Source organism: Cellulophaga baltica 18 (assembly GCF_000468615.2).
In the GTDB taxonomy this organism is placed as follows: Bacteria; Bacteroidota; Bacteroidia; order Flavobacteriales; family Flavobacteriaceae; genus Cellulophaga; species Cellulophaga baltica.
Genome location: NZ_CP009976.1, coordinates 722,957 through 736,145, shown reverse-complemented (window position 1 = coordinate 736,145; position 13,189 = coordinate 722,957). Strand labels below are relative to the sequence as shown.

13 protein-coding genes are annotated in these 13,189 nt (G+C 34.5%); 8 read left to right on the top strand and 5 right to left on the bottom strand.

What is annotated here, in order from left to right; translation table 11 throughout:
- Nucleotides 1-14: 14 nt before the first annotated feature.
- Complete coding sequence (gene tyrS, locus M666_RS02965) at nucleotides 15-1,310, top strand: tyrosine--tRNA ligase (protein ID WP_024479099.1); 1,296 nt, start codon at nucleotides 15-17, stop codon at nucleotides 1,308-1,310.
- 45 nt (nucleotides 1,311-1,355) lie between these two features.
- Nucleotides 1,356-1,751, top strand: a complete 396-nt coding sequence (locus M666_RS02960; RefSeq protein WP_029445021.1) for a hypothetical protein — start codon at nucleotides 1,356-1,358, stop codon at nucleotides 1,749-1,751.
- Between the two features lie 2 nt (nucleotides 1,752-1,753).
- Here the strand turns inward: M666_RS02960 and M666_RS02955 are convergent, their stop codons facing one another.
- The 5 genes from M666_RS02955 to M666_RS02935 all read right to left on the bottom strand — a co-directional run bounded on the left by M666_RS02955 (nucleotide 1,754) and on the right by M666_RS02935 (nucleotide 8,040).
- On the bottom strand, nucleotides 1,754-2,731 hold the full coding sequence (locus tag M666_RS02955; RefSeq protein WP_029445020.1) for a LuxE/PaaK family acyltransferase: 978 nt from the start codon (nucleotides 2,729-2,731) through the stop codon (nucleotides 1,754-1,756).
- Nucleotides 2,732-2,837: 106 nt separating this feature from the next.
- Nucleotides 2,838-3,158 (bottom strand): T9SS type A sorting domain-containing protein, encoded by a 321-nt coding sequence (locus M666_RS02950; RefSeq protein ID WP_024479095.1) that lies wholly within the window; start codon nucleotides 3,156-3,158, stop codon nucleotides 2,838-2,840.
- Between the two features lie 222 nt (nucleotides 3,159-3,380).
- Complete coding sequence (locus tag M666_RS02945) at nucleotides 3,381-3,689, bottom strand: T9SS type A sorting domain-containing protein (protein WP_024479094.1); 309 nt, start codon at nucleotides 3,687-3,689, stop codon at nucleotides 3,381-3,383.
- A 213-nt stretch (nucleotides 3,690-3,902) separates the two neighbouring features.
- Nucleotides 3,903-5,099 (bottom strand): beta-helix domain-containing protein, encoded by a 1,197-nt coding sequence (locus tag M666_RS02940; protein ID WP_029445019.1) that lies wholly within the window; start codon nucleotides 5,097-5,099, stop codon nucleotides 3,903-3,905.
- A 178-nt stretch (nucleotides 5,100-5,277) separates the two neighbouring features.
- Complete coding sequence (locus M666_RS02935; RefSeq protein WP_029445018.1) at nucleotides 5,278-8,040, bottom strand: TonB-dependent receptor; 2,763 nt, start codon at nucleotides 8,038-8,040, stop codon at nucleotides 5,278-5,280.
- Nucleotides 8,041-8,307: 267 nt separating this feature from the next.
- On the opposite strand from M666_RS02935, the gene M666_RS02930 reads away from it, so the two are divergent.
- The 6 genes from M666_RS02930 (at nucleotide 8,308) to M666_RS02905 (ending at nucleotide 13,188) form a co-directional block, all read left to right on the top strand.
- Complete coding sequence (locus M666_RS02930) at nucleotides 8,308-8,994, top strand: response regulator transcription factor (protein ID WP_024479091.1); 687 nt, start codon at nucleotides 8,308-8,310, stop codon at nucleotides 8,992-8,994.
- Nucleotides 8,994-10,061, top strand: a complete 1,068-nt coding sequence (locus M666_RS02925; RefSeq protein WP_029445017.1) for a sensor histidine kinase — start codon at nucleotides 8,994-8,996, stop codon at nucleotides 10,059-10,061. The genes M666_RS02930 and M666_RS02925 overlap by 1 nt, the downstream gene beginning before the upstream one ends.
- Nucleotides 10,062-10,149: 88 nt before the next feature.
- The gene (gene trmB / locus M666_RS02920; RefSeq protein WP_024479089.1) at nucleotides 10,150-10,821 is read left to right on the top strand and encodes a tRNA (guanosine(46)-N7)-methyltransferase TrmB; all 672 of its coding nucleotides are present in this window, start codon (nucleotides 10,150-10,152) and stop codon (nucleotides 10,819-10,821) included.
- Between the two features lie 3 nt (nucleotides 10,822-10,824).
- Nucleotides 10,825-11,454, top strand: coding sequence for a LysE family transporter (locus tag M666_RS02915; protein WP_025613833.1), 630 nt, complete (start codon nucleotides 10,825-10,827; stop codon nucleotides 11,452-11,454).
- Nucleotides 11,455-11,456: 2 nt separating this feature from the next.
- On the top strand, nucleotides 11,457-11,801 hold the full coding sequence (locus M666_RS02910) for an MGMT family protein (RefSeq protein WP_029445016.1): 345 nt from the start codon (nucleotides 11,457-11,459) through the stop codon (nucleotides 11,799-11,801).
- A gap of 238 nt (nucleotides 11,802-12,039) precedes the next feature.
- Nucleotides 12,040-13,188 (top strand): Mrp/NBP35 family ATP-binding protein, encoded by a 1,149-nt coding sequence (locus tag M666_RS02905; protein ID WP_024479086.1) that lies wholly within the window; start codon nucleotides 12,040-12,042, stop codon nucleotides 13,186-13,188.
- The last annotated feature ends 1 nt before the right edge of the window (nucleotide 13,189 follow it).

The following is a 13,189-nucleotide window of genomic DNA, read 5'->3' as shown; positions in this document are numbered from 1 at the left end:
AAAATAGTACACTAATGAAAACTAATTTTGTAGCAGAATTAAAATGGAGAGGCATGTTACATGATGCCATGCCAGGAACAGAAGAGCATTTAATGAATGAAATGCAATCGGCTTATGTTGGTATAGATCCTACAGCAGATTCGTTACATATAGGACATTTAGTGGGAGTAATGATGTTGCGCCATTTTCAATTAGCAGGCCATAAACCGTATGCGCTTATTGGTGGTGCTACGGGGATGATTGGAGATCCTTCGGGAAAATCTGCAGAACGTAACCTTTTAGATGAAAAAACCTTACGTCACAATCAAGATGCTTTGAAAGCACAGCTTTCTCGTTTTTTAGATTTTAGTAGCGATGCGGAGAATGCAGCTATTTTAGTCAATAATTACGATTGGATGAAAGATTTTTCATTCCTAGAATTTATCCGTGATGTGGGAAAACATATTACCGTAAATTATATGATGGCAAAAGATTCTGTTAAAAAACGTCTTTCTTCAGAAGCAAAAGAAGGAATGTCGTTTACAGAGTTTACCTACCAACTTGTTCAAGGGTATGACTTTTTACATCTTTTTAAAGAACACAATTGTACTTTGCAAATGGGAGGTAGTGACCAGTGGGGTAATATAACCACGGGAACAGAGCTTATAAGGCGTATTGGTGGCGGTAAAGGCTATGCGCTTACCTGTCCGTTAATTACAAAAGCAGATGGTACTAAGTTTGGAAAAACAGAAGGCGGTAATGTTTGGTTAGATGCTGAACGTACGTCACCTTACAAATTTTACCAATACTGGTTGAATACCTCTGATGAGGATGCTGAGAAATATATAAAAATATTCACCTTTATCGCTAAAGAGGAAATAGAAGCTTTGGTAGCGGAGCATAAAGAAGCACCACATTTACGTGTGCTTCAAAAACGTTTAGCAGATGAGATTACTGTGATGGTACACTCGCAAGAAGATCTTGATAACGCTGTGGAGGCAAGTGGAATTCTTTTTGGGAAATCTACAGCCGCAAGTTTAAAGAAATTAAATGAAAAAACATTCTTAGACATTTTTGAAGGCGTTCCTCAAGCAGAGGTAACTATGGCCGATGTTGAAGAAGGTTTAGATATGATTGGGGCTTTAGCGGCGAAGACTAACTTTTTAGGATCTAATGGGGAGGCGAGAAGAGAACTGAAGCAAAACTCTATCTCTGTAAATAAAGAAAAGGTCAAGGAAGATTACGTAATTACAAAAGAAGATTTAATCAATGATAAATTTGTTCTTTTGCAAAGAGGGAAGAAAAATTACTTCGTGATACTCGTGAAATAAAAACGCAACCCTTAAAGAGAATTCACATCTAAAATAAAAGATCTTATGAGAATAGTAACTTTTGTTTTAGGTGTGTTTTTATTTTGTACCGCTTGTACGGATAATGATGATGATTTTACGCAGGATGAAAGCTTGTCTGGAGAATGGGTATTAACAGACGTAAGTTGCTTTTGTGGCTTTCCTGAAGATGTAGATTTTAGCGTGCATACCTTAAATTTTTCAGAAGAGGATCATAGTGTTATAATAGAAAATGATGAGACTACTTATTATTTTCATATCGCAGGAACCTACAGCTATACAAATATAGAGGGTATTATAAGTTTACAGGATACGGATCAGGAGTATACGTACGTCGTCGAGGATGAAGTATTAACATTGACCTATATTGATGAACCTATGATAGCAGATGATGAGGTTACGTATAGGTATGCAAGGAAATAAGTTTATAACACTAATAAATTACAACCTCTAATATCTGAATGGTCAAAACGGCCTAATATCTCAAAGGTATTATTGTCATATTTTTTACCTAAATCTTGTGTTGCAATAAACGAACAAGAGTTTAAATTGGCTAAATCTATAACATTTACGCCACCGGTTTTTCCTGTACTTTGGTAGCTAAGTGCATCTTCCGGATCTCTTATGAGAACATCCATCCAAGCTGGGGCTTCAAAAATACCATCTCCTTTAGAATATGCCTGAGATAGTAGCTCTGTCATTCCGTATTCCGAATGAATTTTTTGCACGCCAAAGCCTTCTTTTAATGTTTCATGTAGTTCCTCTCTGATCATTTCTTTTCGGCGACCTTTCATACCGCCAGTTTCCATGATAATTACATTTTTAAGGTTGAGTTTGTACTTCTCAACGATATCTAAAAGAGCAAAAGAAACTCCAATTAAAAGTATTTTAGTGTTTGACTCATCTAATTCCCTAAGCTTTTGTACAAGGAGCTCAATAGTATCTAAATAAAAACCACTTTCGGGATGGTTACTTTTTTTAATTAAATCATCGGCCATATAGATTAATGACGAGCCTTGGCGCTCTAAGTAAGAAGGAAGTAGTGCTAAAATGCAATAGGTGTCTATAGCGCCATAAAAATGAGTAAAGGCCTTTAGGTAACTTTTTTCATACAGCGCAACATCTGTAACGTAATGCGTGCTTGTTAAGGTGCCTGTGGTGCCGCTGCTTGTAAAAAGTATTTCGGGTTTTTCAGTACTTGAAACCACTTTTTTCGATTTAAAAAATTCAATAGGTAAAAAAGGAATTTCTTGAACGCTAGTGATCTTTTCTGGTGTTTTTTTTAAATAGTCTGAAAACTCTTTGTAAACAAGGTTATGTCTGTATTGGTGGCGATAGACTTGTAAGGCTACAGCATCAAAATCTGCCTGTGATTGAATAGTAAAAATTGAAGAAACGTCCATAACCAAAATATACGAGTACAAAAGTAAACATACTCATTGGTCTATAAAACAAAAACTCTTTTTCAATACTAGAAAAAGAGTTTTTGATGGTATTGGTTGGTTTGGTTTATTTTACAACTAGCTTCCTAGATGACGTCTTGTTATTTTCTGTAACCTGAACAATGTATACGCCAGCGTCTAGTTTGGAAATGTTTAATTCTTTATAATGGCTATGTGCTTGTAATACAAGTTCGCCCAGTAAATCATATACCTGCACTGTCTTACTTAAATTTTCTTTTGTTGTAATATATACAACATCATTAAATGTAGGGTTAGGGTATAATTTAAATCCTGCAATCTCATTGTTGTTCGTGCTCTTTTTTATAGGCTCTTGTCCAGAAAGCGAGAACGTAAAAACCATAAGTAGGATTAGGTAAATTTTCGTCATGTGTGATTTGGTTGGGATAACTGATGTAAAAATAGGAAAAGAGTATAGGGAGCAATACTAAATGTTGTGAAACCCATATTATTGTAGGTAAACTGACTTTTTTAACCTTTAAAAGGCTTTGTTTATTGTAAATCAGGATTTTAAATAGAATAGTCGTGTAGGTTTTAGGACTGCGGTATGTAGGGTAATTATGTAGTTGTACTAATGTACGAAGTGTGGAGCTTACTTAACAATAAGTTTTCTCGTAACCATTTTATCTTTTTCGTAGACCCGTATTACGTAGATGCCAGCGTCAATATCCGAAAGATTTAACTCGGTACCAATAATAGTAGCTTCCATTACTTTATTCCCTAAGACGTCAAAAATTAAAACTTTTTTTGGAGCATTTAGAGCAGTATTGATGAAGATTTTTCCGCTAGTAACAGGGTTAGGATATAATTTAAAACCTTCAATATCTCCATTAGTAGGCGTGTCCTGGCTATAACCAAGAGATGCAATACAGAAAAGAATGATAAAGTAAAGTTTTTTCATATGTTACTAATAACAAATAGTATACCACGAAGATACTAAATTTAGTAGTACAGAAATGTAATGTTAAAATTAAAACAAAAATTTTCGATAAAAAGCATTAAATGCGTACTATTTATCTCTTGTAAGGTTATTTCATCGGATTTTGTAGAATATAAGATATAAAAAAGCCTCACGATGGTGAGGCTTTTAAATGTTGTATTTTGTTTGGTAGTATTATTTAGTAACTACGAATGATGGGCTAGCCCAATCAAAAGCGGTTAGATCAGCTCCAACACCTGCCTTAGCAGTTACTGTATTGTCAGCAGTTACTGTAATTCCGTCTTCTATAACTGTAATAGCGCCAGTAATGTCTCCGCCAATTTTGTCCTCTCCAACATTACCTTGTGCATATGCTTCCGTAATGGTAAGTGTACCATTACCATTATCATCAGCTGTATCGATTCTGTTTCCGAAAGATGCAGTCCCATAAGTAGCAAAAAGTAAATTGTTTATAGTAGCTACGGTTCCTCTTCTTATTTCAGCACCTGCTTTAAGAGCTACACCAGGGTTTAAGTTTAAGATAGTCACATTGTTTAATGTAGGCATAGAAATAGGAGCTGCTGTTGCATCATTCCCATTACTATCTCCTTCAATACCTCTTGGATCTTCTGAGGCAACATCAAAATCATCATTACGAACCCCAAAAGCGTTGTTGATTGTACCTGTATAACCTTCTGTCCAATCAAACATATCATCAGCAATATTAGAACAGAATACATTTGTTACATTAACAGTACCTCCAAAAAACTCAATACCATCATCATTACCGTTATTTACCACGATATTGTTTACAGTAGTTCCGCTACCAACACCAAAGAAAGAGATGCCATTAAATTCTGATTCTCCATTAATTTTTGCACCAGTATACTCTGCAATTACATAGCTTAATTCTCCAGAATTGTCATCATTGGTAGTGCCTCCGTAAAATAATCCTGCAACTTCAGACTGTACATCAGTCCCTTTATTTGAAGGTGCTTTTCCTGCTAAAACAATTCCACCCCAATCACCAGCTTTTGGAGAAGCGGCATCAGAAGTAAATGTAATAGGGTTTGTTGCGGTCCCTTGTGCCATAAGTTTAGCGCCTCTTTCCACAGCTAAAAACACGTCAGTTCTACCACTTTTTGCTTTAATAACGGTTCCAGGCTCTATAGTTAATGTAGCGCCTTCTTTTACAGTTAATGAACCTGTGATAGTGTATTCAATTGAAGCCAATAATTTACTATCTTCAGTTATGTCTCCAACTAGTTCACTACCTGTGATTTCTCCGTTACTTTCTTCAGGTCCTGTTATTTCTCTATTATCATCATCAGAGGAACAAGACATTACAGTTGCAGCACATGCAGCGAAAATTAAAGTTTTTAAAGTTTTCATTTTAGTTTTTGTTTACGTTTTTTGTTTCACACAAATTAAAGACAACATCTTAACTATAGGATTACCTAAATATTAGTATTGTGTTAAGTAATATTTTCCAATGTTAAGCTTATGTTTATTGCTATTTAAATACAAATAGGCATAAAAAAACCTCCTTGTTATAGGAGGTTTTTTTTTATTAGAAGTTTAACGATAATCCGGCAGATATACCAACGCCATTCTTGTAAGAATTCATTGTAATTTTTTCAGGAATATCTCTGTAGCGTTCAAAGCTAGGGTTTAAGATGTTTTTAGCATTTAATTTTAATCCAATAGTTTTATTAAACTTGTGGCTAAATACTAAATCTAGCATAGGAACTGCCTTTTCAATAATATTTTCTTGAAAGTTTGTACCTATACTATATACTTTGTCACTTTGATAGTTAAAAACTAGAGAAGCAATAGTTTCTTTTTCTTCAAAATCAAATTTATAAGAAACATCTGCATTTATGGTAAAAGGTGATGCACCTTCTAATTCAGAAGTACTACCAGTATAATTAAACGAAGTATTGTTCGTGTTGTATTCTAATTTAGTCTTCATAAAGGTAGCATTGGCGCCAACACTTATATTGTTTCTTTTGAAATCGTCAGATTCGCTATTAAAAAGATCTAATTTTGTTTCTACTTCTACTCCAAATACAGAAGCATCACCAGCGTTGTCAAAAGTAAAGTCTCTTTCTATGGAAGAGTTTCTTTCAAGTCTGTTAATTGAGTTTTGAATTAATTTTCCAAATACGCCAACAGCAAATAGTTCATTTGATTTAGGAAATATTTCAAATTTAACCTCTGCATTATAATTGTCTGATGGTAAAAGTCCAGGATTACCAGATTCTTGGTAATTGATACCTTCATAAGCAAAAGGAGCAATCTCTTTAAATTGAGGATAGGTATATGACAAACTACCAGAAGCTCTTAAGTTTATTTTTTCATTCAAAGCATACTTCAAATTCAAAGAAGGTAAAATATACTGCTTGTCTAAATCAATGCTGCTATTATTTGAAAAACCAGGAAAACTTATGTTCGTGTTCCAAGTTACATTCATTTTAATATCTTCCGCTCTAACACCTACGTTAGCTGTGAATTTGTCTGTTACATTATAAATAGCATCAATATAGGCTGCATGTACTTTTTTATCAGCATCATATAATTGTGGTAGGTACGTTTCTGCATCGTTATTATTTCTACCTCTAGAGGTTTCAATACCAAAAACACCATTGGAAAGGTTTTCTTGGTTAAAAGTATTGTCAAGATTATCAAGATCAACAAATGCAGTTCTTGGAGCAGCAAAGTTATGGTCAAAGTAGATGCCATCAAATTTTCGATCTGTAATTCTTCCGTTATATCCTAGAGTTACTTTTCCTTTATTTTCAAAACGCTCTCCTAAATATTTTACAGCATTTACGTTTGCAGAGTAATCATTTTCAAACAAATTTCCGTAGAAACGGCTATTATCTCTTACCGCATTTTGTGAAATTCTAGTGGTGTTATCATCATTATCTATAATGAAGGTGTTTTTTCTTCGGTCTGGTTCGTCGTTATATATAGAGCTGTACCCAAGAGATGCGTTAACGTCAATAGTTTCTCCAAACTTATGGTTAGATAAAAGTTGATTAACAAAAAGTCTATTTTGTACTTCAGTTTGTAATAGTAAGTTTACAAGTCTATTGTCATCTTCACCTCTACCTATATCTGTAGTTGTTCCCGTGAAATCTTCTATTTTTTGGTTGTTAGAATGAACAAATAAGTGATTAAAACTTAATTTGTGGTTGGCATTGATTTTATACACCAAATTTCCCATCAACATTTTAGAGGCATTGTAGTTGTATGTTTTAGTGTTGAATTGTGATCCGGTATTTCCAACATCAATGACGTTTTCTGAAACACCATCTTGAAAGCTGTACTTATTATCAAAAGATCCTACTAAGAAGAAACTGATAGTACTTTCGTCAGATACTTGAAATTTCTTTCCGTAATTTATTGATAATCCTAAATTTGGACTTGCCGTATTTGTTTCAGGAGTAAAACCGTTAGAAAAGCTATATACTGTTAAGTCTCTAACGTTATGTTTTGTGTCTGTGTTTACGCCTACCCAATTAGCGCCATCAATATTTTTGAAGTCTTTAAAGGTGGTTTGTGAATTATAGCCTGAAGAGATTCCTACTTTAAATAGGGAAGAAGTAGTCATTTCTCTACTTACAATATCAATATTAGCACCCGCTACATCAGAAGATAAGTTGGCGGAAAATGATTTAGAGATCCCTACGTTTTCAATAATATCAGTACCAAAAAGTGATAAATCTATGTTCTTGTCTCCTGGATCATTAGAAGGTAATGGCAGTCCGTTGAAAGTAGTGCTGTTATAACGATCACCTAAACCTCTAACGTAAATTTTACTAGAACCTTCTTTTTTATTTACGCCCGTTACTTTGGTGGTCGCATCTGCAGCATCAGAGACAGCTTTCTTAGCTAGTTCTTGTGCTCCAATAGCTGTTTTTATTTCTACAGCTCTTTTTTGATCTAATAATAAAGCTGCTTCAGAATCTTTTCTTGTAGTGGTAGTTACCACAACTTCGTCTAGAGACATTCCTTCACTAGCTGCCATCGGCACATTAATGGTTGTCACTTTTCCGGCCTCTATAGCTACGTTAGGAATTTCTATAGTTTCATATCCTAAATAACTAAACACAATACTATAGGTTCCAGGATCAACATTTGCTATTTCATACAAACCGTCAAAATCTGTAGTGGTACCTTTTGTTGTTCCTTTTATTAATACGTTGGCGAATGCCAGTGGTTCGTCGCTTGCTTCTTTGTCAATTACAGTACCCACGACACTTCCTTTGTCTTGAGCGTATGATAATGTAGATACTATTAAGAATAGCGATACTAATAAATACTTCATTTTATTTTTGTCTTTTTACGCGGCAAAGAACGCTCGGTAGGGTAAAAGTGATGTTACCTGTATGTTAAAGATTTATTTTTTAAGTGTTATCTTAATGTTACGATATTAAATCAATGTTAAGGGCTTTAGTCGTAATTGTATTATCTTTACTTTTGAGCGATTAACCAACTAAGAGACTTTAGTGGTAGAAGTTGCAAGTTATTGATATACAGTGATAAAAGTGTGATTTGTGCCGTGTAAAGTACCAGAATCTAATTCAAGTATCAAATGAAAAAAAAGGACATTAGAATATTATTGGTAGACGATGAGCCAGATATTCTTGAGATTTTAAGCTACAACCTAAGTGCAGAAGGCTACGATGTGTTTACTGCAAAAAACGGTGTGGAAGGAGTAGCTAAGGCAAAAAAGAAACAGCCACATTTGATTATATTAGATGTCATGATGCCAGAAATGGATGGTATTGAAGCTTGTGAAATCATAAGAAATACGCCAGGTTTAGAAGAAACCATTATTACCTTTTTAACGGCACGTAGTGAAGATTACTCGCAAGTAGCAGGTTTTGATGCTGGTGCAGATGATTATATTACCAAGCCTATAAAGCCAAAAGTCTTTGTGAGTAAAGTAAAGGCTTTATTAAGACGTTTAAAAGATGAAGAAGCTGCTGCAGAAGATATTGTAAAAGTAGGGAACATTGTCATAAACCGTGAAGAGTATAAGATTGTAAATGACGGTGAAGAACTAATTCTACCAAGAAAAGAGTTTGAGTTGTTATCATTACTAACATCTAAACCCAACAAAGTATTTAAAAGAGAGGTAATCTTAGATAAAGTGTGGGGTAATGAAGTTGTTGTAGGCGGTAGAACTATTGACGTACATATTAGAAAGCTTCGTGAAAAAATAGGAGATGATCATTTTAAAACAGTAAAAGGCGTAGGGTATAAGTTTGTGTTATAATGGCGATATCCTTTAAAAAATCATACAAATTTGCATTTCGTTCAGCAACCTATATTACCGTAGCGCTGACATTATTTTTGGGCAGTTTCTTATGGCTTAAGAATGAATTAGATTGGTTGCTTCTAATTGTGTTTGTGCTCATTACGTTTAACATTTGTTTTTTTGTAATTCAACTTCGGGTAGAAAAGTTTATCTATAAACGAATTAAAAGAATTTACGACGATGTATCGTTGTTAGAGTCTTCTAGTTTGGCTTCTAGAACGGTAACCACAGATATGGGTACCCTTACTTCTGAAATTGAAAAATTTGCAAAAGACAAGAAGATAGAAATAGATACACTTAAAATCAGGGAAGAATACCGTCGTGATTTTATAGGAAATGTTTCTCATGAATTAAAAACACCATTGTTTACGGTACAAGGCTATATTCTTACTTTATTAGATGGTGCTGCGGATGACAAAGCACTTCGAAAAAAATACCTGCAACGCGCAAGTAAAGGAGTAGACCGTTTAATTTACATTGTTAAAGATTTAGATTTAATTACTAAGTTAGAAGTAGGCGACCTTAATGTGGAGCTATGTGAGTTTAATATCGTAGAATTAATCCAAAATGTGTTTGACCTTTTAGAAATGAAAGCGGCTAAAAAGAATATTTCACTCACCTTTGATATGAAATATAAGACGCCTATTTTGGTGAATGCGGATAAAGAGAAAATTCAACAAGTAGTTACAAACCTACTAGTGAACTCTATTAAATATGGTCACGAAAATGGTACTACAGAAGTAAGTGTAGAGAATCTTATTAAAAATAAGGTGATTGTTAGGGTGACGGATAATGGAGAAGGAATTTCAAAACAGAATATACCAAGACTTTTTGAACGCTTTTATCGTGTTGATAAGAGTGGTAGTAGAGAAGAGGGCGGTTCTGGTTTAGGCTTGTCTATCGTGAAACATATTATAGAGGCGCATAATGAACGTATTTACGTAGAGAGCGTACTAGGTGTAGGGTCTGAATTCTCATTTACTCTAGAGAAAGTAGCTCCCAAAGAAGCAGCTGTAAAAGGCTAAAGATTCTTTTGTTTAGATATTCTCCACATTGCATCATTCTTAATGCTAAGATTTTAGTAGTTTTGCCGATTCAATTAATATTGCAAAAGTGGGGAGTAAAAACAAGTTAAGAAGGTTTAGAGAGAACGATACATTTGAAAATGTTCTTCAGCCTGATAGAGACGATGTTCAGAAGGGGTTGTGTGATTTAAAAGGAAAATGGAGTGCGTTTTTCAAGAATGATAATCCAATTGTTTTAGAGTTAGGTTGTGGTAAAGGTGAGTATACCATTGGTTTAGCAAAACAAAATAAAGATAAAAATTTTATAGGTGTTGATATTAAGGGAGCACGTTTTTGGCGTGGTGCTAAAACAGCAAAAGAAGAAGGCTTAGATAATGTAGCTTTCTTAAGAACCCAAATAGAGTTAATTGATTTACTTTTTGAAGAGAATGAAGTTTCTGAAATTTGGATTACATTCCCAGATCCGCAAATTAAATACAAGCGCACAAAACATAGACTTACCAATAAGCTGTTTTTAGATAAATACAATCATATTTTAAACAAAGATGGTGTTGTAAATTTGAAGACAGATAGCGAATTTATGCACGGCTATACCCTAGGGCTCTTACACGGTTTAGGCCTTGAAGTAATTTACGCCAATCATGATGTGTATAAGAATGAAGGAAGTCCTAAGGAAGTTTTAACCATACAAACCTTCTACGAAAATCAGTATCTTGAGAAAGGAAAACCTATTACTTTTACTCAATTTAAAGTCAATTAACCAATGACGCATTTGCTTATTTTATTTTTTGCGACCTTTTCGGCTGCCTTTATAGCTACCGTGCCACCTGGGTTGTTAAATATGAATGCGGCAAAAACAAGCGTTGAAAAAGGAAAATTAAACGGTATTATTTTTAGTCTTGGTGTTTCTACCATGATTATGATTCAGGCTTATATTGCCGTGCTTATTTCTAAGTATTTACACAATCATCCGGAGGTAGTTGCTGTTTTATTAAAAATAGCACTTGTCGTATTTGCTTTTTTATGTGTGTATTTCTTTATCTTAGGAAAGAGAAATAAACCCAAAAAGCAGAAAACTATTAATGTTAGTAAAAAGAATAGCTTTTTCAAAGGCGTTCTTCTTGCGGCCATAAACTTACTTACAATTCCGTATTACAGCGGACTTAATGCCATGTGGAAAGCCTCTGGGTGGATTAAGTTTGAGCTTACCGATATTGTGATATTTATATTGGCAGCGGGTACAGGAACCTTTGCTGTACTCTATTTCTATACCCTATATTTCTTTAAATTAGAAACAAAGAACAATACCTTTTCAAGAAACTCTAATTATATTTTAAGCGGTTTAATGGGGCTTTTGTTTATAATAACATTGTTTAGAATATTTAACCAATAAAAATGGAAGAAGAATCTAAAAATTTCTTTCACAAAGTACATCAAGTGGCTAAGTTAATACCTTATGGCCGTGTAACTTCCTATGGGGCTATTGCAAAATATTTAGGAGCAGCAAGAAGTGCAAGAATGGTAGGTTGGGCCATGAATGCGTCTCATAATTTAGAAGATGTTCCGGCGCACAGGGTGGTCAATAAACAAGGGTTATTAACTGGGAAACACCATTTTGATGGCACCAATCTCATGCAGCAACTTTTAGAGAGTGAAGGTGTTGAGGTGGTAGAAAATCAGATTCAGAATCTGGACACTCTTTTTTGGGACCCTTTTCTAGAGTTAGATACAGCGCTGTAATCGTGCGTTTCGAACATAACCAATAGGATCGCGTACCAAATAGAAGAATCTTATCTAACAATGTTATATTTCAATTTCTAGTTTTCTTAATATACTTTCTAAACCGTATCTTTGTAGGATAAATTTCAATTTGTTACATCGGAATTTAATAGTGTAATTATCGGACTCTTTTTTGAGTTTTTTTGAAATGAATTCATGAAAATTACGTCATACAATTAAACAGCAGTAAAACACTCAGATGAAATTAGAAAAAAAAGATGTTCTTAAAGCTTTAGAACAAATTACAGTACCAGGTGAAGGTAAAAACATGGTAGAAAGCGGTGCTGTAAAAAATATTCAGATTTTTGGTGATGAGGTTGAAGTAGATATTACTATTGCAAACCCAAGTCTTCAAGCAAGAAAGAAAACCGAAGTAGAGATTTTAAAAATCATCCATAAAGAGGTTTACGAAAAAGCAAAAATAAAGATTAATGTTAAAGTTGAAGCTCCTGCTGCTGCAGATAAGCCTAAGACTAACGAAATAAAAGGGAAGCCACTTCCTGGAATAAAAAATATTATTGCCGTAGCATCAGGTAAAGGTGGTGTAGGGAAATCTACCGTAACTGCAAATTTAGCAGTAACCTTAGCAAAGATGGGCTTTAAAGTAGGCTTATTGGATGCGGATATTTACGGGCCATCAATGCCTATTATGTTTGATGTTGCTATGGAGAAACCTTTGGCGGTAACCATAGAAGGAAAATCTAAAATGAAACCGGTAGAGAGTTACGGCGTTAAGCTTCTTTCTATTGGCTTTTTTACCCAACCTAACCAAGCGGTAATTTGGAGAGGGCCAATGGCTTCTAAGGCATTAAATCAAATGATTTTTGATGCACACTGGGGAGAAATAGATTTTATGTTGATAGATTTACCTCCAGGAACGGGAGATATTCATTTAAGTATCATGCAAGCCATGCCGGTAACCGGTGCCGTTGTAGTGAGTACTCCGCAAGAGGTAGCTTTAGCAGATGCTCGTAAAGGTGTAGCTATGTTTCAACAAGATTCTATTAACGTACCCGTATTAGGTATCGTTGAAAATATGGCGTATTTTACTCCAGAAGAGTTGCCAGATAATAAATATTACATCTTTGGAAAAGAAGGTGCTAAGCATTTATCTGAAGACTTAAAAGTGCCTTTCTTAGGAGAGATTCCTTTGGTGCAAAGTATTCGAGAAGCAGGAGATGTAGGTAGGCCAGCAGCAATGCAAGTAGATAGTCCTATAGCAAATGCTTTTGAAGAAATTACTAAAAACGTGGTACAAGAAGTGGTAAGTAGAAATGAAGAGTTACCACCTACAGAGGCAATTAAAATAACGACTATGGCGGGGTGCTCGCCAGTAAAAAAGAAATAAT